The 22,964-nt window shown below is 69.2% G+C and carries 16 protein-coding genes and 1 pseudogene; 5 read left to right on the forward strand and 12 right to left on the reverse strand.

The annotated features are described in order from the left end of the window. Positions 1–60: 60 nt before the first annotated feature. The 5 genes from K2L43_RS00510 to K2L43_RS00530 form a co-directional block, all read right to left on the reverse strand. A complete protein-coding gene (locus K2L43_RS00510; protein WP_012655207.1) occupies positions 61–222 on the reverse strand; it encodes a hypothetical protein in 162 nt (53 codons plus the stop codon). Positions 223–329: 107 nt separating this feature from the next. Then, complete coding sequence (locus K2L43_RS00515; protein WP_011803550.1) at positions 330–1,529, reverse strand: threonine ammonia-lyase; 1,200 nt, start codon at positions 1,527–1,529, stop codon at positions 330–332. Positions 1,530–1,640: 111 nt separating this feature from the next. Further along, a complete protein-coding gene (locus K2L43_RS00520) occupies positions 1,641–3,296 on the reverse strand; it encodes an isovaleryl-CoA dehydrogenase (protein ID WP_220638267.1) in 1,656 nt (551 codons plus the stop codon). A gap of 152 nt (positions 3,297–3,448) precedes the next feature. Next, positions 3,449–4,111, reverse strand: a complete 663-nt coding sequence (locus K2L43_RS00525) for a glycine zipper family protein (RefSeq protein WP_220638268.1) — start codon at positions 4,109–4,111, stop codon at positions 3,449–3,451. A gap of 46 nt (positions 4,112–4,157) precedes the next feature. Further along, entirely contained in the window at positions 4,158–5,192 is a 1,035-nt protein-coding gene (locus K2L43_RS00530; protein WP_220638269.1) for a homocysteine S-methyltransferase family protein, read from the reverse strand. 163 nt (positions 5,193–5,355) lie between these two features. On the opposite strand from K2L43_RS00530, the gene recQ reads away from it, so the two are divergent. After that, positions 5,356–7,227 (forward strand): DNA helicase RecQ, encoded by a 1,872-nt coding sequence (gene recQ / locus K2L43_RS00535; protein ID WP_220638270.1) that lies wholly within the window; start codon positions 5,356–5,358, stop codon positions 7,225–7,227. Here recQ and K2L43_RS00540 read toward each other — a convergent pair whose 3' ends face one another. From K2L43_RS00540 to K2L43_RS00555, 5 genes and pseudogenes are all read right to left on the reverse strand, one after another. Beyond that, positions 7,228–7,908, reverse strand: a complete 681-nt coding sequence (locus K2L43_RS00540) for an anaerobic ribonucleoside-triphosphate reductase activating protein (RefSeq protein WP_220638271.1) — start codon at positions 7,906–7,908, stop codon at positions 7,228–7,230. A 150-nt stretch (positions 7,909–8,058) separates the two neighbouring features. Beyond that, a complete protein-coding gene (nrdD, locus tag K2L43_RS00545; RefSeq protein WP_220638272.1) occupies positions 8,059–8,238 on the reverse strand; it encodes an anaerobic ribonucleoside-triphosphate reductase in 180 nt (59 codons plus the stop codon). A 90-nt stretch (positions 8,239–8,328) separates the two neighbouring features. Next, on the reverse strand, positions 8,329–10,356 hold the full coding sequence (locus tag K2L43_RS00550; RefSeq protein ID WP_220638273.1) for a ribonucleoside triphosphate reductase: 2,028 nt from the start codon (positions 10,354–10,356) through the stop codon (positions 8,329–8,331). Positions 10,357–10,651: 295 nt separating this feature from the next. Beyond that, a complete protein-coding gene (locus tag K2L43_RS18920) occupies positions 10,652–11,380 on the reverse strand; it encodes a bifunctional diguanylate cyclase/phosphodiesterase (protein ID WP_255580504.1) in 729 nt (242 codons plus the stop codon). Between the two features lie 155 nt (positions 11,381–11,535). After that, positions 11,536–13,983 (reverse strand): annotated as a pseudogene (locus K2L43_RS00555) (MASE3 domain-containing protein); the annotation flags it as partial. 281 nt (positions 13,984–14,264) lie between these two features. Between K2L43_RS00555 and K2L43_RS00560 the strand changes: the two are divergent. Next, entirely contained in the window at positions 14,265–15,353 is a 1,089-nt protein-coding gene (locus K2L43_RS00560) for an IS5-like element ISDisp1 family transposase (RefSeq protein WP_011803559.1), read from the forward strand. Between the two features lie 232 nt (positions 15,354–15,585). Here K2L43_RS00560 and K2L43_RS00565 read toward each other — a convergent pair whose 3' ends face one another. Both K2L43_RS00565 and K2L43_RS00570 read right to left on the reverse strand, forming a co-directional pair. Next, complete coding sequence (locus K2L43_RS00565) at positions 15,586–16,011, reverse strand: hemerythrin domain-containing protein (protein WP_047350136.1); 426 nt, start codon at positions 16,009–16,011, stop codon at positions 15,586–15,588. A 74-nt stretch (positions 16,012–16,085) separates the two neighbouring features. Continuing rightward, positions 16,086–18,395, reverse strand: a complete 2,310-nt coding sequence (locus K2L43_RS00570; protein ID WP_220638274.1) for a nitric-oxide reductase large subunit — start codon at positions 18,393–18,395, stop codon at positions 16,086–16,088. A 272-nt stretch (positions 18,396–18,667) separates the two neighbouring features. Here K2L43_RS00570 and norR point away from each other — a divergent pair, with 272 nt between their 5' ends. The 3 genes from norR (at position 18,668) to K2L43_RS00585 (ending at position 22,943) form a co-directional block, all read left to right on the forward strand. Then, the gene (gene norR, locus K2L43_RS00575) at positions 18,668–20,278 is read left to right on the forward strand and encodes a nitric oxide reductase transcriptional regulator NorR (protein WP_220638275.1); all 1,611 of its coding nucleotides are present in this window, start codon (positions 18,668–18,670) and stop codon (positions 20,276–20,278) included. Positions 20,279–20,422: 144 nt separating this feature from the next. Beyond that, positions 20,423–21,472: a hypothetical protein gene (locus tag K2L43_RS00580; RefSeq protein ID WP_103736914.1), complete on the forward strand. Its 1,050-nt coding sequence runs from the start codon at positions 20,423–20,425 to the stop codon at positions 21,470–21,472. 82 nt (positions 21,473–21,554) lie between these two features. Then, positions 21,555–22,943: an L-serine ammonia-lyase gene (locus K2L43_RS00585; protein WP_172205148.1), complete on the forward strand. Its 1,389-nt coding sequence runs from the start codon at positions 21,555–21,557 to the stop codon at positions 22,941–22,943. The last annotated feature ends 21 nt before the right edge of the window (positions 22,944–22,964 follow it).

Genomic DNA, 22,964 nt, shown 5'->3' on the forward strand with positions numbered 1-22,964 from the left:
GCGATCACCAAAAAACAAAGCCCCGCAGAGGCGGGGCTGGGTGGCGAGCGGGCGGTGCGTTCAGGCCATGTACACCGCAATGAAGGCCAGCAGGAAGATCATGGCCGCACCCACCGCAGGGATCACGACGGGAATCAGATGCACCACGGACTCGGCGGCATCGGTGGCCGTGGCGGCCTCGACGTCGGCGGCGTTGGGGGCGATGGGATGGTCATGGGCCATGGGTTCGGTCTCCTGTGGGGTCTGGTGCCTTGATGGGGGACAAGTGTAGCCACAACGCCCCCGCGCGTGCACGGGCCTTACCCGCACGCGCGTGCGGCACGGCGCTCTCAGCGCAGCTCGGCTTCCATCTGCGCGGCGCGCAGCAGGTCCAGCACCTGCTGGATGTGGGCCTTGCCGCGCGTTTGCAGCACCAGTTCGATCTCCACGTTCTGCGCGGCCAGCACGGTGAAGGCGCGCTGGTGGTGCACCTCTTCGATGTTAGCGCCCGCTTCGGCCACGAGGGCGGTGATGCGGGCGAGCACGCCGGGCACGTCGCGTGCGCTGACCATGATGCGCGCCAACCGGCCGGAGCGCACCATGCCGCGCTCGATGATGGCCGCCAGCAGCAGCGGGTCGATGTTGCCGCCGCTGAGCACCAGCCCCACCTTCTTGCCGCGAAAGCGCTCGGGGTGGCGCACCAGCGCGGCCAGCCCGGCGGCCCCCGCGCCTTCCACCAGCGTCTTCTCGATCTCCAGCAGCATCAGCACCGCCTGCTCGATGTCGCCTTCGTCCACCAGCAGCAGGTCATCCACCAGCCGGCCAATGACCTCCTGCGTCATCTTTCCGGGCTGGCCCACGGCGATGCCCTCGGCGATGGTTGACGCGCCCTGCGCGTGGTGCGTGCCCTTGATGGCATTCACCATGGCCGGGAAGCGCGCCGTCTGCACGCCGATGATCTCCAGGTTCGGCTTGATGGCCCGCGCCGCCGTTGCCATGCCGGCCAGCAGCCCGCCGCCGCCCACCGAAACCACCAGCGCATCCAGGTCGGGCTGGGCGGCCAGCATCTCCAGCACCAGCGTGCCCTGGCCGGCGGCCACGGCCTCGTCGTCATAGGGGTGCACGAAGGTCAGGCCCTGCTGCTCCGCCAACTGGTAGGCGTGCTGGCGGGCTTCCTCCAGCGTGTCGCCGTGCAGCACCACCTCGGCACCAAAGCCGCGCGTGCGCTCCACTTTCACACCGGGGGTGAAGCGCGGCATGACGATCACGGCGCGCAGGCCCAGGCGCTGCGCGTGGTAGGCCACGCCCTGGGCATGGTTGCCCGCGCTCATGGCCACCACGCCGCGCTCGCGTTCTTGGGGAGTGAGCTGGCTCAGCTTGTTGCAGGCGCCGCGTTCCTTGAACGAGGCGGTGAATTGCAGGTTCTCGAACTTGAGGAACACCTGTGCGCCCACGATCTGCGAGAGCGTGCGCGATTCGACGCAGGGGGTTTCGAGTACCTGGCCGCGCAGGCGCTCAGCGGCGTGCTGGATGTCTTGGAAGGTCAGCATGGTGCATTGTGGCGCAGCGCGCCAGGTGAAGCAGTTTTGCTATTGTAAAAATAGCTGGTTGCGCTTGGTGGACGAGCGCTAGAAGCCGTTTTGCTCTGAAGGCCCCGTCCACTATCCCGGAAACGCGCGCGCCAGAACCGCCGCCACATCCAGGCCGCGCGTGTCGATAGCGCCCGCCACGCGGCCGGCCCCGCTGTCCGCCAGCCGCGTGGCGATGAACGCATCGGCCACGGCCGCGGGGGCCTGCTGGCGCAGCAGGCAGGCCTGGGCCAGCAGCACCAGGCGCTGGGTCAGCACGCGGCCCAGGCCTTCCAACTGCTCAGCCGGTGTGGCCAACAGGGCCTGCAGCTCGCGCGCGGCAGCGGCAATGCGCGGCTCGCCCTGCGCCGCGGCGTGCAGCTCGGTCAGCAAAGCGTGTGCTGCTTCGGGCTCGCGCTGCAGGGCGCGCAGCACGTCCAGGCACATCACGTTGCCCGAGCCTTCCCAGATGGAGTTGACGGGCGCCTCGCGGAACAGGCGTGCCATCACGCCGTCCTCCACGTAGCCATTACCGCCCAGCACCTCCATGGCCTCGCCGGTCAGCTCCACCGCGCGCTTGCAGACCCAGAACTTGGCGGCCGGCGTCATCACGCGCTTCCATGCGCGCTGGGCGGGCGTGCTGTCGTCCTCGTACGCCTGGGCCAGTCGCATGGCCAGGTGCAGCGCGGCCTCGCTCTCCAGCGCCAGGTCGGCCAGCACCGCGCGCATCAACGGCTGCTCGGCCAGGGCCTTGCCGAAGGCGTGGCGCCGGCGCGCGTAATGGATCGCCTGCACGGTGGCCTGGCGCAGGATGGCGGCGCTGCCCACCACGCAGTTCAGGCGCGTGTAGCTGGCCATCTCGATGATGGTGGGGATGCCCCGGCCTTCCTCGCCCATGAGCAGGCCCCAGGCGTCCTCGAATTCCACCTCGCTGCTGGCGTTGCTGCGGTTGCCCACCTTGTCCTTCAGGCGCTGCACGCGCACGGCGTTGCGGCTGCCGTCCGGGCGCCAGCGCGGCACGTAGAAGCAGGCGAACGGGCCGCCCTCGCCGGTGCGCGCCACCACCAGGTGCGCGTCGCACTGCGGCGCCGAGAAGAACCACTTGTGTCCGCGCAGCCGGTATTCGCCGCCGCGCCCGCCCGTGCCGATGGGTGTCGCCACGGTGGTGTTGGCGCGCACGTCCGATCCGCCCTGCTTCTCGGTCATGCCCATGCCCAGCCAGATGCTGGCCTTGTCCGCCACGGGCAGGTCGCGCGGGTCGTAGGCGGTGCTGTAGAGCCGGGACTGCAGCGACTGCCACAGCGCGGGCTCCTTGCGCAGCAGCGGGATGGCGGCCTGCGTCATCGTGGCGGGGCACAGCGTGCCCTGTTCCACCTGGCCGTGCAGGTAAAAGCCCGCCGCCCATGCGGCCCAGCGGCCCGGTCGCTCGTCCTGGAAGGGCCGGGAGATCAGCCCCTCGCCGCGGTACAGCGCCAGGAGCTGGTGCCACGCGGGGTGGAACTCCAGCGCGTCGATGCGCTGCCCGCGCGTGTCAAAGCGCTGCAACTGCGGCGTGTGGCGGTTGGCCTGCTCGGCCAGGGCGTAGGTCTCGGCCATGCCCAGCCGTGCGGCGTAGGCGTCGAGCGCCGGGTGCGCCCAGCCGGCGCCCGCACGCTCCAGCGCCTCGCACAGCGCTGCGTCGGTGGCCAGCGGGTGGTAGTCGTTCAGCTCGGGGTATTGGTTGAAGACCTGGTGGGTGGTCCAGTCCATGGTGCGTGGCCTCCGTGTTGTCGTGGGACCAGTCTAGGAGCCTTGCGCCGTCCGGGTAAGAGGGTGAGCGCGGAAGAGGGCGACGTTCAAAGCCAAATAGGCCCATAGCGCCCAACTGGCAAGCGCGAACAGCTATGAAAACAGGAGTTCTCTCAGCGCAGCACGCGGCAGTTGCCGAACTCGCAGCGGATCGCCAGCGCGTCGCCGTTGCTGCACGGCACGCTGTAGGTCTCAAAGCCCGGCCCCTTGGCGGCGAGCGCGGCCACGGGCTGGGCATGGCAGGCTTGCTCGCGTGCCAGGCGCTCGGCGCTGTAGGCATCGGCGCCCGAGGGGCGCGGCGGCGCCGCCGGTGCCACGGGCACGGACGGCGCGGCGCCCGGCTGCGGCCCGGCCACTGCCAGCGGGCTGATGCGGTGGCCCCGCACGGCCATGCAGTGCGCGACCAGCTGGCGCCGCCGCTCCAGCGCCTGCAGTCCCTGCGAGCCGCCCGCGAGTGCGCCGCCCGTGAGAGCCCAGTCGCGCACGCCGGTGTCGCTGCGCCCGAGTCCCCAGGCGAGAAACGCCGCCACCAGCGCGCCCTGGACCACGGCGTCCAGCGTCTCGCTGAGCACGCCCACCTGCTGCGCGCGGTCGCGGCAGTCCTGCAGGTCGGCGTCGTAACGGGCGCGCGCATCGAGGGCGGGGTCGGGCGCCACCGGGGGCGAGGGTGGCGTGGCGCAGCCGGTGACGGCAAGGCACGCGGCCACGCACAGGGCCAGCGTGGCGGTGGCCCGGCGGGGAGTTGCGGGGAAAGAAGTGCGGGGGGTGCGGTGCATGTCGCCGGGTCCTCTCAGTCGGTGGCTGGGCGCATGCGGCGTGCGCTCAGGCGGCTTCGGTCTGGAACAGCCGGCGCGTGCCCACCGGCGCCACGGCGCGCGCAATGGCGCCGATGTGGTCCGGTGTGGTGCCGCAGCAGCCGCCCACGATGTTGACCAGCCCCTCGGCGGCGAATTCGTGCACCAGGCGGCTGGTGACCTCGGGCGTCTCGTCGAAGCCCGTGTCGCTCATCGGGTTGGGCAGGCCGGCGTTGGGGTAGCAACTGATGAAGGTGTCGGGCGCGGCGCGGTTGAGCTCCTGGATGTAGGGGCGCATCAGCGCCGCGCCCAGCGCGCAGTTCAGGCCGATGGACAGCGGCCGCGCGTGGCGCACGCTGTGCCAGAAAGCCGTCACCGTCTGGCCCGAGAGGATGCGGCCGGACGCATCCGTCACCGTGCCGCTGATCATGATGGGCAGGCACTCGCCGGTTTCCTCGAACACCTCGTCGATGGCGAACAGCGCGGCCTTGGCGTTCAGCGTGTCGAAGATGGTCTCGACCAGCAGCACGTCGGCGCCGCCCTCGATCAGGCCGCGCGCCTGCTCGTGGTAGGCCGCGCGCAGTTGCTCGAAGGTGACGTTGCGCGCGCCGGGGTCGTTCACGTCGGGACTGATGCTGGCGGTCTTGGGCGTGGGGCCGAGGGCGCCGGCGACGAAGCGCGGCTTGTCGGGCGTGCTGAATTTGTCGCAGGCCGCGCGCGCGAGCTTGGCGCTCTCCAGGTTCATCTCGTAGGCCAGCTCGGCTAGCCCATAGTCGTCCTGCGCGATCGAGGTCGCGCCGAAGGTGTTGGTCTCGATCAGGTCGGCGCCGGCCGCGAGATACCCTTCATGGATGTCGCGGATCACGTCGGGGCGCGTGAGGCTCAGCAGCTCGTTGTTGCCCTTCACGTCGCGCGCAAAGTCCTTGAAGCGCTCGCCCCGGTACTGCGCCTCGGTCAGCTTGAAGCGCTGGATCATCGTGCCCATGGCGCCGTCGAGGATGGCGATGCGTTGTTCCAGGATGGCGGGCAGCGCTTGCGCGCGGGTGTAGTGGGGCAGGGTCATGGGGCCGATTGTAGGAAGCCGGCGCCGCCCGCGGTGGCGGGCGCACAATAACGGGCTTTGCGCCATGGTGGGGCCCTCCGCATGGCCGCGTTTTATAGGCCAAAAGTGCCTTTGGCGCTTATCCAATAAGCGCTGACAGCTATCAAAAAGAGAGTCCACCGGTTTGTCCCCCGCGCATTTCGTCCTGCACGACGTCTTTGGCTACGAGCAGTTCCGTGGCCCGCAGCAGGCCATCATCGACCATGTGATCGCCGGCGGCGACGCGCTGGTGCTGATGCCCACGGGGGGCGGCAAGAGCCTGTGCTACCAGGTGCCGGCCATCGTGCGGCGCGATGCGGGGCTGGGCGTGACGGTGGTGGTCTCGCCGCTGATCGCGTTGATGCACGACCAGGTGGGTGCGCTGCACGAGGCGGGGGTGGAGGCGGCCTTCCTCAACTCCACGCTGGACTGGCAGCAGACGCAGGACGTGGAGCGGCGCCTGGCGCGCGGCGAGATCACGCTGCTGTACGCCGCGCCCGAGCGCGTGACCACCGACCGCTTTCTCACGCTGCTGGACGGTCTGCATGCGCGCGGGCAACTGGGGCTGTTCGCCATCGACGAGGCGCATTGCGTGAGCCAGTGGGGCCACGACTTCCGGCCCGAGTACCGCCAGCTCGCGGTGCTGCACGAGCGCTATGCGGGCGTGCCGCGCATTGCCCTCACGGCCACGGCGGACGCGCTCACGCGCGAGGACATCGTGCAGGGCCTGCGGCTGCAGCAGGCGCGGCAGTTCGTCAGCAGCTTCGACCGGCCCAACATCCGCTACCGCATCGAGGAAAAGAAGGAGCCGCTCACGCAGCTCATGCGCTTCATCGACCGCGAGCACCTGGGCGAGGCCGGCGTGGTCTATTGCCAGTCCCGCAAGCGCGTGGAGGAACTGGCCCAGGCGCTGTGCGATGCGGGCCTGACGGCGCTGCCCTACCACGCGGGCCTGCCCGCCGAGGTGCGCCAGCAGAACCAGGACCGCTTCCTGCGCGAGGACGGCATCGTGATGGTGGCCACCATCGCGTTCGGCATGGGCATCGACAAGCCCGACGTGCGCTTTGTGGCCCATGTGGACATGCCCAAGAACATTGAGGGCTACTACCAGGAGACGGGCCGCGCGGGCCGCGACGGTCTGCCCGCCGACGCGTGGATGGCCTACGGCCTGCAGGACGTGGTGAACCAGCGCCGCATGATCGACGAGAGCCCCGCGGGCGAGGAGTTCAAGGCCGTGATGTGCGGCAAGCTGGATGCGTTGCTGGCCCTGGCCGAGGCCACGGACTGCCGGCGCGTGCGGCTGCTGGGCTACTTCGGCGAGACATCCGAGCCCTGTGGCAATTGCGACAACTGCCTGAACCCGCCGGCCGTGTGGGACGGCACGGATGCCGCGCGCAAGCTCCTGTCCACCATCTATCGCGTGCACGAGGCCAGCGGCCTGACCTTCGGCACGGGCCACATCATGGACATCCTGCGCGGCAAGGCCACGGACAAGGTCCAGCAGTTCGGCCATGAAAAACTCTCCACCTTCGGCTTGGGCGCACAGTATTCCGAGGCGCAGCTGCGCGGCGTGCTGCGCCAGTTGCTGGCCGCCGGCGCCGTGGGACTGCACAAGGTCACGACCGAGGGCGGCCACAGCTTTGACACGCTGGCGCTGACCGAGGGATCGCGCCCCGTGTTGCGCGGCGAGCAGAGCGTGCTGCTGCGCGAGGCCACGGCCGCAGCCGGCCCCAAGAAGCCGCGCCGCGCCAGCGCCCCGCCGGTGGCAGCGGCCAACCTGGGACAGGACGCCCAGGTGCGCTTCATCAACCTCAAGGCCTGGCGCGCCGAGGTGGCGCGCGAGCACAACCTGCCGGCCTACGTGATCTTCCACGACGCCACGCTGGCCGCCATTGCCGAGCGCAACCCGTCCACGCTAGAGGATCTGCAGGGCATCAGCGGCATGGGTGCGAAAAAGCTGGAGGCGTACGGCGCCGAAGTGCTGCGGGTGTGCGGCGCCGGGGCCGCGGCCGGCTGATCAGGCGCACCGCAGGCTGGTGGGCAGCGGCCACTGCGTGGGCGGCGCCGTCCGGGCCCAGGGCACGCTGGCGGGCGTGCTGCATTCCTGCAGCACCCATTGGCGCACGCCTTGTGCGGCCAGCTCTTCGGCCAGCGCCTGCAGGGCCGCCGTGTCGAACAGTCCCGCGTGCCAGGTGGTGCGGCACTCGTAGTCCACGCCGCTGGCCTGCACGCAGCGCAGCGACTCCCAGGCGCGGTCGCCGCTGCCCGGCGTGCGAGTGATGGCGTCGTAATGTGCCGGCGGCCCCTTGATGTCCAGGCCCACCCAGTCCAGCAGCGGCAACAGGGCCTGCAGACGTTCGGGGTACATGCCGGCCGTGTGCAGGCCGGTGGCAAAGCCCAGGGCGCGTACGCGCGCGAGGGCGTCGGGCAGGGCGGCCTGCAGCGTGGGCTCGCCGCCCGAGAACACCACGCCGTCCAGCAGGCCGCGGCGCGTGTGCAGCAGTTGCTCCACTTCGCTCCAGCGGTGCGGCGCGGGTGCGGCCGCGTCCAGCAGCCCGGCGTTGTGGCAATAGCCGCAGCGCCAGGGGCAGCCCTGGCAGAACACCACGGCGGCCAGCCTGCCGGGAAAGTCGATGGTGGTCAGCGGTGTCAACCCGCCAATGCGCAGGCGGGGAGTGGATACAGACGGCTCGCTCACGGTGTCTATGGCTCACGGCCTATGCCGAGACGCAACCCGAGCCAGGGCCACCGCGCAAGGGCCGCCCCGCCGCGCTGGTGGCGTCCCCCTTCCCGCCTCGCGCAGCGAGGCGAGAGAAGGGGGAAGGCGCGCAGCGCCACAGGGGGTTGCTCATTTCTCGGCGAAGAACTGGCGTTCGTTGTGTTCGCCCTGCTTGCCGGTGTTGAAGCTGGCCACGGGGCGGTGGTAGCCCATGACGCGCGTCCAGACCTCGCAGGGCTGGCGCTCGGCGTCGGTCAGCTGCACGGCGGTGGCCAGGGCGGTGTTCTCGGTGGCGGAAAAGTGGGTCATGACAAACTCCTGGGTTGGTGGTGGAAGAACTTCAAAAACAATAGCTGTTGGCGCTTGTTGCATAAGCGCTAGAGGCAAATTTCGTTCAAATCACGCCGCCAGCCGCGCGCGCTTGGCGGCCAGGCGCTCCTCGTCGCAGCGCGGGCAGAACTTGTGCTCGCCGGCCAGGTAGCCGTGCGTGGGGCAGATGGAGAAGGTGGGCGTGACGGTGATGTAGGGCAGGCGGAAGTGGGTGAGCGCCCGTTTCACCAGCTCGCGGCAGGCAGCGCCGCTGGAGATGCGCTCGCCCATGTACAGGTGCAGCACCGTGCCGCCGGTGTACTTGCCCTGCAGCGCCTCTTGCCGCTGCAGCGCCTCGAACGGGTCGTCGGTGAAGCCCACGGGCAACTGCGAGCTGTTGGTGTAGTAGGGCTGCTCGGCCGTACCGGCCTGCAGGATGGCGGGCCAGCGCTTCTTGTCTTCCTTGGCAAAGCGGTAGGTGGTGCCTTCGGCGGGCGTGGCCTCCAGGTTGTAGAGGTGGCCGGTTTCTTCCTGGAACTGCACGATGCGCGCGCGCACATGGTCCAGCAGGCGCAGGGCGAACTGGTGACCCCAGTCGCTGGTGATGTCGTGCGCGCCGCCGGTGAAGTTGCGCACCATCTCGTTGATGCCGTTCACGCCCAGCGTGCTGAAGTGGTTGCGCAGCGTGCCCAGGTAGCGCTTGGTGTACGGGAACAGGCCCTGGTCCATCAGGCGCTGGATGAGCTTGCGCTTGACCTCCAGGCTCTGCTTGCCCAGTTCCAGCAGGCGGTCCAGCGCCGCCAGCAGGGCCGCCTCGTCGCCCGCGTGCAGATAGCCCAGGCGCGCGCAGTTGACGGTGACCACGCCCAGGCTGCCGGTCTGCTCGGCGCTGCCGAACAGGCCGTTGCCGCGCTTGAGCAGCTCGCGCAGGTCCAGCTGCAGGCGGCAGCACATGGAGCGCACCATGTTGGGCGACAGCTCGGAATTGATGAAGTTCTGGAAGTACGGCAGGCCGTACTTGGCCGTCATGTCGAACAGGGCGACGGCGTTCTCGCTCTCCCACGGGAAGTCGGGCGTGATGTTGTACGTGGGAATCGGGAAGGTGAACACGCGGCCCTTGGCATCGCCCGTGGTCATCACGTCGATGTAGGCGCGGTTGATGACGTCCATCTCGGCCTGCAGCTCGCCGTAGCAAAACGGCATCTCCACGCCGCCGATCACCGGCACCTGCTCGCGCAGGTCCTCGGGACAGGTCCAGTCGAAGGTGAGGTTGGTGAACGGCGTCTGCGTGCCCCAGCGCGAGGGCACGTTGAGGTTGTAGACCAGCTCCTGGATGCACTGGCGCACGGCGGCGTAGTCCATGCCGTCCTTGCGCACGAAGGGCGCCATGTAGGTGTCGAACGACGAGAACGCCTGCGCGCCGGCCCATTCGTTCTGCAGCGTGCCGAGGAAGTTCACGATCTGCCCCACGGCGGAGCTCATGTGCTTCGGGGGCCCCGCCTCCACCTTGCCCGGCACGCCGTTCAGCCCCTCGTGCAGTAGCGTGCGCAGCGACCAGCCCGCGCAGTAGCCGCTGAGCATGTCGAGGTCGTGGATGTGGATGTCGCCATTGCGGTGCGCCTCGCCGATCTCGGGCGCGTAGACGTGCGAGAGCCAGTAGTTCGCCGTCACCTTGCCTGCCACGTTCAGGATCAGCCCGCCCAGCGAGTAGCCCTGGTTGGCGTTGGCGTTCACACGCCAATCGGCGCGCGTGAGGTACTCGTTGATGGAGCTTTCCACATGCACCAGCGTCTGCCGGTCGGCGCGCAGGGTGGCGTGGCGCTGGCGGTAGGCCATGTAGGCGCGCGCGGTCTGCAGATGGTTGGCGGCGATCAGCGTCTGCTCCACCACGTCCTGGATCTGCTCGATGGCCGGTGCCTCGCCATGGAAGCGGTGGATCAGCACCTTGGTGGCCTGCGCCGTGAGCAGACGGGCCTCGTCCTCGCCGAACTCGCCCGTGGCCTGGCCGGCCCGTGCGATGGCCGACTGGATGCGCACAGCATCGAAAGGTGTGCGCTCGCCGTTGCGTTGGATGACGTCGCGCGGCAGGCTGGCGACGATCGGAGATGGTGGTGTCATGGCAACCCTTCAAACACTACATATAGTGTTCACCATACCTATCAAACACTATAGGTAGTTTGATCAGGCACAAACCGCAGGGCAGAAAAGGGCCTGTGCAGAGGGGGGCTGCGGTGCGCGGCTTGTGGCCCGAGCGCCACGGGGTGGGGCCGCAGCAGGCCCGCGCCCGAGAGGCTGGGCGGGGGATCGGGGCGCCGTGGAGGGTTTGACGCCGTTTGGCCTTCTGGCGCTGGAGGGATAAGCGCTGGAAGCTATTAAAACAGTAGCAACCGGGTTGCGTGCGGCGCGACGCGTGTCAGGCCAACTCGACGCCGGCCTGCGCATTGCGCACAAAGGCCTCGAACGCGGCGGGCTCCAGCGGCCGGCTGTACCAGTAGCCTTGCATTTCGTCGCAGCCGCAGGCCTGCAGCAACGCGGCCTGCTCGGCCGTCTCCACGCCTTCGGCAATGGTGGCCATGCGCAGGCTGTGGGCCATCTTGATGATGGCCGTCACGATGGCCTGGTCGCTGGCCTGGTGGGCGAGTTCGCGCACGAAGGACTGGTCGATCTTGAGCTTGTCGATGGCGTAACGCTTGAGGTAGCTCATGGAGGAATAGCCTGTGCCGAAGTCGTCCAGCGCCACGCGAAAGCCCACCTCATGCAGGCGGCGGATGGTGGTCTCGGCCTGTTCCGGGTTTTTCAGCGCGACGGCCTCGGTCAACTCCACCTCGATGCGCTGGGGCGAAACGTCCATGCGCTGCAGGATGCGCACCAGCTCCTCGACGAAGTGCGGCCGCGCGAACTGCGCAGCCGATACGTTCACCGCCACCACCAGCGGCGGCAGGCCCGCGGCATCCCAGGCGCGCAACTGCTGCGCCACCTGCTCCACCACCCAGAAATCGATGGCCACGATGGAGCCGCTTTGCTCGGCGATCGGGATGAACTCGGCCGGAGACACCAGCCCCCAGCGCGGATGGCGCCAGCGCAGCAGCGCCTCGGCGCCCGCCAGCGCGCCGCTGCCCAGCGTGCGCTGGGGCTGGAACACCAGGAACAGCTCGCCGCGGTGCGCCGCGCGTCCTTGAGGCCGGCGGCCAGCTCCAGCGAACGCTGCGTGTGCGCCTGCATCTCGGGTGCGAAGAAGCGCAGCCCGTTGCGCCCGTCCTGCTTGACGCGGTACATCGCCACTTCCGCGGCGGACGCCAAGGTGCTGGCGGTGCGCGCGTCGTCGGGGTAGACGGCGATGCCGGCCGACGCGCTGACGGATACGGCATGGCCTTGGATCTGCAGTGTGGTCTGCAGCTGCGCCAGCGCATCCTGCGCCAGCAGCGCCACCGCCGCCTGGTCCGCCAGGGGCACGATGGCCGTGAAAGCGTCGCCCGAATAGCGCGCCACGGGAATGTGCGGCGCCAGGCAGGCGCGCAGCCGGTTGCCCATCTCCAACAGCAACTCGTCACCGGCCGCGTGGCCCAGGGTTTCGTTCACCAGCTTGAAGTTGTCCAGGTCGAACCACAGCACCGACACCCGTTCGTGGCTTGCGTCGGCGCGGTCGATGGCTTGCGTCAACTGTTCGTCGAAGGCTTTCTTGTTGAGCAGGCCGGTCAGCGTGTCATAGTTGGAGAGGGCGCGGATGCGCTCCTCCGCCTCGCGCCGCTGCGTGATGTCCTCCATGTGCGCGACGTAATGCGTCACTTCGCCGAACACGTCGCGAACGGGGTAAAGCGAGGCGTTTTCCGTATAGACCTGTCCGTTCTTGCGGCGGTTGATGAGTTCGCCCTGCCAGGGCAGGCCGCGCGGCAGCTTGGTCCACATATCGGCATAGGTGGTCCGCGGCGTCAGTCCCGACTGCAGCACGCGCGGGTTGCGGCCCAGCACCTCTTGTGCGCCGTAGCCGCTGACTTCGCTGAAGGCCTTGTTGACGTAGACGATGCTGGCGTCGATGTCGGTGATGACCACCGGACTGGGGCTCTGGTCCAGCGCCTCCGACAGGCGGTGGATGACGGCCTCCTGGCGGCGCTGGGCCGTGTGCTTCCAGAGGGCGTCGGCCACGGTCTGCAGCGCCTGTGCGTCGCGTGGGTGATAGTCCCGCGCCTTGCCGGCCACGCCCAGCAGCAGGCGCGGCCTGCCGCCTTCCACCACGGGCACGCAAGCCCAGCGGGCCGTCGCGCCGCCCGGTGCGCGCCCAGCCGCCGCATCGTGCGGCGCGTTCGTCACCACGGCGCGGCGTTCGCGCAGGGCGGTTTCCCACGGCGGCATGTCGGGCGGGGCGTTCTCGTGCGAGCAGGCGGCCAGTGAGGTGCCGCGTGCGTCGTCGTGCACGAAGTACAGCACGGCCAGCGCGCTGCCGGTCAGGGTCTGGACATGCGCCAGGCCGCGGCGCAGCAGGTCTGCCTCGGGCTGGTGGATGTCGTGCTGCTGCAGGTCCAGCAGGGCGGCGTTCAGGCCGGCCTCGGAGCGAATGCGCTCCTCGTTCTCCACGGTGGGCGTGATGTCGCGCGACAGCATCAGGAAGGTGTCGGGCTGGCCCGCGACCGCGGATTTGCGGGAGACGGACAGCTCGAAATGCCGCTCGCCCAGGGGCAGCGGCAACGTGATGCGCTGGCCGCGGCTCATGCCCGTGCGTTCAGCCTCCGCCAGTGCCTCGAAACACTGCGCGGCAGCCGCCGGCGGCAGCGCCTCGTCCAGCGTTTTTCCCAGCAACTGGGGCAGCGGGGTCAGGATCTTGCTGGTCTCGTTGGCGTGCACCGCGAGGTACACCCCCTTGCGGTCCACCTCGAACAGCAGGTCGGGCAGCGTGTTCAGCGTGGCGCGCTGCCGGGCCTCGGCGGCGCGCAGGTCCAGGTACGGGATCTGCACCGTTTCCACGAACAGGCCGCGGTACAGGAAGCCATAGGCCAGGATCTTGTAGAAGTGGCCGGCGACGTTGTACACATCGGTCACGTTGGCGTAGAGCGTGAAGAAGATCTCGCTCATGGCCATGGTGAACGATGCCAGCGCCAGGTGCGACAGACCGAACTCGCGCGCATGGCGCAGTTGCGTGAGGAAGCCCACGCCCGCCAGCACGTACGCGGTTGCCAGCGCGTATTCGAAACGGACCTTGAAGGGCGTGAGCCCTGCCTCGGGCGTGAAGGTGCGGGGCAGCCACTGCGGATGCCCCAGCAGCACGTAGTGCACCGCGCCCACCAGCAGCGCCACCCACAACAGCCCCGCGTAGCGCGAGCGGCGGCCCAGCCATTCATTCCAGCGGTGGGGCCATAACGCGGCCCACAGCAGGGCCAGCGCCGCCAGCGCGCGCGCGGCCAGCCAAAAGTTGATGGCCTTTTCCGGGTCGCTGGGGGTCACGAAGTCCGGCATGCCGGCGTAGGACAGGCTGTGGGTCAGGTCCAGCACCGCCACGCCCAGCAGCCCCAGGCCGAGGACCAGCACCCGCCCGTTGGGCCGGTACCTTTGCGTGGCCCAACTGATGCTGAACACCATTGCCGCCACGCCGATGGACACGACCTCCATCGCGGTGTGCAGCGGCAGGTAGCCCGCCATGCCGCGCGCGGCATCCGGCGCGGGCAGGGTCTTCAACAGCCACAGGCTGACCAGCAGCACGGCGAACCAGATGAGGGACTGGCGGAACTCCTGGCGGTGGGCGGGGTGCATCATGTGCGGCGTGGTGGTGGGTCGATGCCAGGGGCGCGTGGACGCGGTACCCCGTGCAAATGTAGGCAGACGTTACATCACGGCAGTGATTGTGCGGGCGATCGCCCCCAAAAACGACAAGCCCGCCGGCAGCCGCGGAGGGGCCCGCGCGGCGCAAAAAAAAAGCCGGCACAAGGCCGGCTGAAAAGCAAGGCGCCCCTAACAGGCCGTTGAAAAATCCCCCGCCGACGCCCGCGTTGGCCGCTACGATCTGAAGCCATCGGTGAACGACCCAGACGAGGACGATGAGAGGCAGTCAAGATTTCCAGGGGGCGATGTTCAGCTACATCAGCCTTGAAGAGCGCGTGCCGCAGGCACACCCGCTGCGCAAGTTGCGCGCGGTGGTTGATGCGCTGCTGGCAACCATGAACCGCGAGTTCGAAGCGGTGTACGCCCGCCGTGGCCGCCCATCGGTGCCACCGGAGATGCTGCTCAAGGCCTTGCTGCTGCAGATCCTGTTCTCCATCCGCAGCGAGCGCCAGTTGGTCGAAGCGATCAACTACAACCTGCTGTACCGCTGGTTCGTGGGCCTGAACATCGAAGACAAGGTCTGGGACCACTCCACTTTCAGCGCCAACCGCGAACGTCTGTTCAACGAAGACCTCGCCCGCGCCTTCTTCGAGCGCGTCAAGCTCAGTGCCCAGTGGGGCAAGCTCGCCAGCGACGAGCACTTCAGCGTGGACGGCACGCTCATTGACGCCTGGGCCTCGCACAAGAGCTTCAAGCGCAAAGACGACGACAGCGGCACGCCGCCTGGGCGCAACCCCGAGGTGGACTTCAAGGGGCAGGAGCGCTGCAACGACACCCACGAGAGCACCACGGACGCCGATGCCCGGCTGTTCAAGAAGAGCCAGGGCGACAAATCCCGCCTGTGCCACATGGGGCACATCCTCATGGAGAACCGCAACGGGCTGATCGTGGATGTCGAGATCACCCACGCCAGCGGCACGGCCGAGCGCGAGGCGGCGCTGGCCATGTTGGAGCGTCGGGGCAACAGGAACAAACGGGCCACGGTCGGTGCCGACAAGGGCTACGACAGCAAGGCCTTCATCAAAGGCTGCAGAAAGCTCAAAGTCACGCCCCACGTGGCGGCCAAGGACAAACACTCGGCGGTGGATGCGCGAGTGACACGGCACGAGGGCTACAAGACCAGCCTGAAGGTGCGCAAGCGCATCGAAGAGGCCTTTGGCTGGATCAAGACCGTCGGTGGTCTGGCAAAGACCAAGCTGATCGGTCAGGCCAAGCTCACGGGCCAGGCGCTGCTGTGCTTTGCCACCTACAACCTTGTGCGAATGGGCAGCATCGGCGGCTGGTGGGACGCGCATCATGCGTGAGCCCAGGGATACGTGCGCCCGAAATGGGCGGGAGGGCCTGCAAACCGGCCAGATGGGCCGTTGCAATCGCTGCGCAGACGCGTCTGGGCAGCTCGTGTCTTCGCACTCAGCGTCCCTGATGCGTTCGAAAAGCACTTTTTCAACGGCCTGCTAAGGCCTTGCCGATGGAAACGTTTTCGAGCTGCAGCGCTCTACAGGTAAGCGCTTACAGCTATGAAAAATAGAGTGGGCCTTAATGCGCCAGGGCCTCCTCGGCCTCGATGCGCGGGTAGAAGTCGCGGTTTTCCCGCTGCATGCGTTCGTACACATGGCGCAGCACGGTGTTGGCATCTGCACGGAAACCCTCGGCGTCGGTGCGCACGCGCTCCGGCGTGTTCCAGCGCCGTGCGAAGTCCATGTACGCCGCGGCAATCGCCCCCATCTCGCGCTGGAACTGTTCGCCCAGGCGTGCCAGTTCCGCGTCGGCGCCCTGGCGCAGCGCGGGGTACAGCAGGCGGTCCTCGACGGCCAGGTGCAGCTTGATGGTGGAACTCATGGCCACGATGCCCTGCGCAATCGCCGTCGCGTTGTGCTCCACGCCGCTGTGTGCCAGCTGGCGCAGGGTGGCGATCTGGCCCAGGATGTCCCGGTGCTCGTGCTTGAAGCGGTCGATGTTCATGGCGGTTCTTCAAAAGGTCCGAGGGTGGGACCAGGCGCGCCGCGGGGGGCGGCGCACCCGGTATCCGCGGTGCGTCAGCGGTTGGCGCCTGCCAGGGCTCCGGTGCTCGGGGCGGCCGGGGCGCGGGGGGCAAACAGCACGCCGCTCACCACCTGCCAGGTCACGCACAGGGCGCCGGTGATGAACACCAGGTCACCGAAGGTACGCACCCAGCGCAGGGTCTCCAGGAACGGCTGCTGCAGGAATTCCTCGCTGCGGGCGTACCACGTACCGTGGGCCACGCTGGCGTGGAACTGGAACAGGCCGATCGGCAGCAGGCTGGTCGCGATCATCAGCACCAGGCCGGCGTTGAGCCACCAGAAGCCGGTCTTCATCAGCCGCTCGTTGAACACCATCTGGGGACGCACGTAGCGCAGTACCAGCAGCGTGAAGCCCAGGGCCAGGAAGCCATACACCCCGAACAGTGCGGCGTGGGCGTGCACCGGCGTGGTGTTCAGACCCTGGATGTAGTACAGCGAGATCGGCGGGTTGATCATGAAGCCGAACACACCGGCGCCCAGCATGTTCCAGAAGGCCACGGCGACGAAGCACATCAGCGGCCACTTCAGGTTCTTCATCCAGGTGGCCTTGTGCTGCAGGCTCCAGTGTTCCCAGGCTTCATGGCCCAGCACCACCAGCGGCACCACTTCCAGCGCGCTGAAGGAGGCACCCACGGCCATCACCGGAGTGGTGGTGCCCGAGAAGTACAGGTGGTGGAAGGTACCGGGCACGCCGCCCAGCATGAACAGCGAGGCAGATGCCAGGCTGGCAGCCGTGGCCATGCGGTAGGACACCAGGCCCAGGGTCGAGAAGATGAAGGCCAGTGCCGTGGTGGCGAACACTTCGAAGAAGCCTTCCACCCACAGGTGCACCACCCACCAGCGCCAGTACTCCATCACCGAGATGTGGGTGCGCTCGCCGTAGAACAGGCCGGTACCGTAGAACAGGCCGATACACACCACCGAGGAGGTCAGCAGTGCCAGCAGGTTCTTGTCCTGGCCGTTGGGGGCCAGCAGGGCGGGGAAGATGGCGCGGGCCATCAGCACCAGCCAGAAGGCGATGCCGGCGAACTTGCCGATCTGCCACAGGCGGCCCAGGTCCACGTACTCATAGCCCTGGTGGCCCAGCCAGAAGTTCCACTCGGGCGGCATGATCTGCGCGATGGCGAAGTAGTTGCCGATGAACGAGCCCACGCAGACCACCACCAGTGCCCAGAACAGCACGTCCACGCCGAGCTTCTGGTACTTGGGATCCTTGCCGCCATTGACCACCGGCGCAAGGAACAGGCCCATCGCCAGGAAGCCCGTGGCAATCCAGAACAGTGCGGCCTGCAGGTGCCAGGTGCGCACCAGCGAGTAGGGCAGCCACTGTGACACGTCGATGCCGTAGAACTGCTGGCCTTCCACCGTGTAGTGCGCGGTGAAGCCACCCAGCAGCACCTGTGCGGTGAACAACGCCACCACCAGGAACAGGTACTTGCCCAGGGCGCGCTGCGAAGGCGTCAGGGCCACGCGGGAAAGCGGGTCGTGCTGGGGAGGGGTGGGGTCCTGCTCGTCGTGCTTGCGCAGGAAGGCCCAGCCCCACACGAGGAAGCCCACGCCGGCCATCATGACCACCACGCTCATCACCGACCAGACCAGGTTCTCACCGGTGGGCTGGTTGCCGACCAGGGGCTCGTGCGGCCAGTTGTTGGTGTAGGTGGCGCCGTTGCCGCCGCCCACGTCGGTGGGGCGCTCGGTGGCGGCTGCCCAGGCGGTCCAGAAGAAGAAGCCGGCCATCTGCGCGCGGCGCTCGGCGCTGGGCAGGGTGTTCTCCTTCATGGCGAAGCTCTCGCGCGTCTTGTGCAGCGCGGGGTCGTTGCTGAACAGCTTGTCGTAGTACTGGGCGGTCATGGCGATGGCCTCGGCGCGCAGCGGCGAGATCACCATCGTGTCCTTGGCCTTGTCGTAGGTGTTGGTGCGGTACTCGGTCTTGAGCCGGTCGCGCAGCACTGCCTGCTGGCCCACGTCCAGATCGGCAAACGCCTTGCCATGGTCTTTCTGCGCGGCCAGTTCGAGCCAGGTTGTCAGCTCGCGGTGCAGCCAGTCGGCCGTCCAGTCGGGCGCCTGGTAGGCACCGTGGCCCCAGATGGAGCCGAGCTGCATGCCGCCCACCGACTGCCAGGCGGTCTGGCCGTCGAGGATGCCGTCCTTGGTGTAGAGCGGCTTGTCGCTGCCCTGCACCAGCACCTGCCCCGGAATCGGCGGCGCGGTGCGGTAGACCTCTGCGCCGTAGAAGCCCAGCAGGCTGAAGGTGACAATCAACACGCCTATCAGCGTGTACCAATACTTGGCGTACTTACCCATGTTGGGCCTCCGTCATTGTGTTTATCAAGCGGTGCAGCGGGGCGAAGGGTGGGGGGACTTTCCTTGCGCCCTCGCAAGGGTGCGCGGGCCGGGCCCGGCACACCGTGGGGGAGGGGGAGTAACGATGCATGGTCGAACAGTCGCGGTAAGAGATGCCTCCCTCTCGCAATCCCTGGGCCAGCGGCTCTGCCATGAAAAATCAAGGGTTTACACCATCGTGGGTAAAATAGACCCATGTCAATTTGGGTAAAAAACACCTTTAAAGGGTTTTTATGACCATTGTTGAGGCATCGCCTGCGGCCGCCACCTCCGCCCTGCTGCTGTGCGCCGACCTGGGGGCCGAGCTGCCCCAGGCCGTGCGCCTGCAGCGCCTGGTGGACCTGCTGCGCACGCAGTTCGGCTGCGGGGCCGTGGCCCTGCTGCGGCTGGAGGAGGAGCGCCTGCGCCCCGTGGCCGTCACCGGGCTGGTGAGCGACGCCCTGGGCCGGCGTTTTGCCGTAGGCCAGCACCCACGGCTGGCGGCCATCCTCACGCGGCGCGAGGTGACCTGCTTCGAGCACGACAGCCAGTTGCCCGACCCCTACGACGGCCTGCTCGACACCCTGGTGGGCGAGCCGCTGCCCGTGCACGACTGCATGGGCGTGGCCCTGCACGTGGAGGGGCGGCCCTGGGGCGTGCTCACGCTGGATGCCCTGGCCACCGGCACTTTCGGACCCGCCGCGCGCCAGCGGCTGGGCCAGTGGGTGCCGCTGGTGGAGGCCGTGGTGCGCGTGGCGCGGCTGGAGCAGGAACTGCGCACCCTGCGCATGGCCGCGACCGGCCCGGCCGAAGGCGACCTGGCCCTGGCGACGCCCGAGCGCGGCGGCGCCGGCGAGCTGGAGATCGTGGGCGAAAGCCCGGCGCTCAAGCGGCTGCTGCATGAGCTGAGCGTGGTGGCCGCGTCCGAGCTGCCCGTGCTGCTGCTGGGCGAGACCGGCGTGGGCAAGGAGCTGTTCGCGCGGCTGCTGCACCACCAGTCGCCGCGGCGCGCGCGACCGCTGGTGCATGTGAACTGCGCGGCGTTGCCCGAGTCTCTGGCCGAGAGCGAGCTGTTCGGCCACGTGCGCGGCGCGTTCTCGGGCGCGGTGAGTGACCGCGCGGGCCGCTTCGAGGCCGCCGAGGGCGGCACGCTGTTTCTGGACGAAGTGGGGGAGCTGCCCCTGTCCGTGCAGGCCAAGCTGTTGCGCACGCTGCAAAACGGCGAGATCCAGCGCCTGGGCGCCGACCGCCCGCGCAGCGTGCACGTGCGCGTGATTGCGGCGACCAACCGCAACCTGCGCGAGCAGGTGGCCAGCGGGGCCTTCCGCGCCGACCTGTACCACCGCCTCTCGGTCTACCCCGTGCCCATTCCCCCGCTGCGCGAGCGGGGCAACGACGTGCTGGTGCTGGCCGGCCGCTTTTTGGAGCTCAACCGCGCCCGCCTGGGGCTGCGCAGCCTGCGCCTGTCGCCTGACGCGCAGGCCGCGCTGCGCCGCTACCGCTGGCCGGGCAACGTGCGCGAGCTGGAACACGTGATCAGCCGCGCCGCGCTCAAGGCCTTGAGCCGCGGCGTGGACCGCAACGAGATCGTCACCCTGGAGGCCGGCCTGCTGGACCTGGACGCGCTGGACGAACCCGTGGCCACGCCCCGCAGCGATGCCCCCATGGCACCCGCGGCAGGCGGCGCCTTGTCGTTGGCCGCGCCCACGGGCACGCTGCGCGACGCGGTGGATGCCTGCCAGCGCCAGGTCCTGAATGCCGCTCTGGTGGCGCATGGCGGCAACTGGGCGCAGGCTGCGCGCATGCTGGACGTGGACCCCAGCAACCTGCACAAGCTCGCGCGGCGGCTGGGCCTCAAGGGATGAGGCTCCGCGCAGGGTTTTGAAACAAAATTGCCTCTAGCGCTTATCCAGTAAGCGGTAGAAGCTATTAATTGAGTAGCAAAAAGCCTCCCCTCGGGAGGCCGCCACCGTTGGCGCGGGGCTCGCGCTCTGCGACACTGGGGCGCCATGGCCTCCTCCATCGACCCGCCCCGTCCGCCGCTGGCACCCGCCGTGCGCGTGCTGGCCGAGGCTGCGCTGCAGCGGCAGAACTGGCTGCTGGCCGCGCCGGCAGCGCCCACCCCGGCGGGGGCCGCGCCAGCAGGCTCCGCGCCGACCGACGCTCCCCCTGTGCCGTTCTCGCCAAACCTGCTGCCGCCGGCGCTGGCCCCCATGCCTGCCGTGCCGGCAGGCCGTGAGCGGGTAAGCCTTTCCGATCAGGCACGCCAGGGCCTGCAGGCGATGGCTGGCGGCGCGGTTGCACCGTCCAGGGCAGCGGCCGCATCCCACGGGCCGGCGGCTCTTTCCGCCGATGCCGTGGCCGACGAGGGCGCTTTTGCGCGCGCCGCGGCCATCCCTGCGCCGTGGCCTGCCCAGGGTGTGGGGGCGCCGCTGCTGCGGCTGTTGAATACGCTGGTGCAGCAACTCGGCCCGGCAGGCGGCGCGGCGCCGCGTGTGCTGGCGGCCCAGCCGTGGCCCGCCGGCACCGACCCGGCGGCCGGCGGCACCGGACTGCCGGCTTTGCAGATTGCGCGCGTGGCGCAAGGCATGGTGTACACGCCCGACGGTGCGCGCGGCTTCACGCTCACGCTGCGCCTGCCTGCTGCCGCAATGCCTGCGCTGCCGTCTGCGCCCACCGCGCCAGCGGCCCTGCCGGTGGGCTTTGCCGGACCGCCGCAGGCGCTGGCGCCCGGACTGTTCGCGCTGGTGCTGCAAGGCCCGGGCGCCGCGGGCCAGCGCACCAGCGGGTGGCTGTCGCTGGACCTGGCGCCGGCGCCCGGTGCGGCCGCCGTGGTGTACGGGCGCGACCCGCTGCAGGCGCGCACCGACCCCTGGCTGGCCCTGGCCGCGCTGCAGGCCAGCGGCCAGTCGCGTGTGCAAGAACACGACCGTGCGGCCGAGCCCCCCTGCAGCGCGCCCGGCTGCCCCTACGAAGGCCGCGCACCCTGCGTGCAGCCCTTCTGCCTGGCGCTGCGCGTGCAGCCGGCGCCGCTTGCGGCACCGACGGGGCCTGGCTAGGGCGAAACACCCGATTCCCTTGCCATCGCGACCGCGCCAGCATGGCGCACGACCGTAACCCTTGCCCTCTGGAGTCTTGCCCATGGCCGTCAGCGTTTTCGACTTGTTCAAGATCGGCATCGGGCCGTCCAGTTCGCACACCGTGGGGCCCATGCGCGCTGCGCGGCTGTTCGCGCAGCGGCTGGCGCGCGAGGGGGTGCTGGCGCAGGTGGCGCGCGTGCGCAGCACGCTCTACGGCTCGCTGGGCGCCACGGGGCGCGGGCACGCGAGCGACCGCGCCGTGCTGCTGGGCCTGGCCGGCCATGCGCCGGACACCGTGGAGGTGGACGCCATCGAGCCGCTCATCGCCCGCATCCGCAGCCGGCGCCGCCTGCCGCTGGCCGACGGCCCCGAAGTGGCATTCGACGAGGCGGCCGACCTGCTGCTGGTACCCGACGTCACGCTGCCACTGCACGCCAACGGCATGCGTTTCGAGGCTTTCGATGCGGCGGGCGGCACGCTGGCCGCGCAGGTGTACTACTCGGTGGGCGGCGGCTTCATCGTGAGCGAGGAGGCGGCCGCTGACGCACAGCGCCAGGCCGCCATCGCGCCCGACACCGAGGTGCTGCCGCTGCCCTTTCACAGTGGCGAACAGCTGCTGGCGCAGGCCGCGGCGCAGGGCGGATCGATCGCGCAGGTGATGCGCGTGAACGAACGCCACTGGCGCACCGACGCCGAGATCGACGCCGGCCTGCTCGCCATCTGGCGCGCCATGCAGGACTGCGTGGCGCGCGGCTGCAGCGTGGGCGGCGTGCTGCCCGGCGGCTTCCAGGTGCGCCGGCGTGCGCCCGCGCTGCACCAGGCGCTGCAGAACGCGCCCGACACCCAGCAGGACCCGCTGCAGGTGATCGACTGGGTGAACCTGTTCGCCCTGGCCGTGAACGAGGAGAACGCCGCCGGCGGGCGCGTGGTCACGGCCCCCACCAATGGCGCGGCGGGCATCGTGCCGGCGGTGCTGCATTACTACTGGCGCTTCATTCCCGGCGCTACCGAGGCTGGCGTGGTCGACTTCCTGCTCACGGCTGGCGCCATCGGCATCCTGTACAAGGAGAACGCCTCCATCTCGGGCGCCGAGGTGGGCTGCCAGGGCGAGGTGGGGGTGGCCTGCTCCATGGCCGCGGCGGGCCTGTGCGCCGTGCTGGGCGGCACGCCCGCGCAGGTGGAGAACGCCGCCGAGATCGGCATGGAGCACCACCTGGGCCTGACCTGCGACCCGGTGGGCGGGCTGGTGCAGATCCCGTGCATCGAGCGCAACGCCCTGGCTTCGGTGAAGGCCATCAACGCCGCGCGCATGGCGCTGCATGGCGACGGGACGCACCATGTGAGCCTGGACCAGGTCATCAAGACCATGCGCGAGACCGGCGCGGACATGATGACCAAGTACAAGGAGACTTCGCGCGGCGGCCTCGCGGTGAACATCGTGGAGTGCTGACGCGCTACGACCCGTAGCGCC

This window comes from Diaphorobacter sp. MNS-0 (genome assembly GCF_019602835.1).
In the GTDB taxonomy this organism is placed as follows: Bacteria; Pseudomonadota; Gammaproteobacteria; order Burkholderiales; family Burkholderiaceae_C; genus Diaphorobacter; species Diaphorobacter nitroreducens.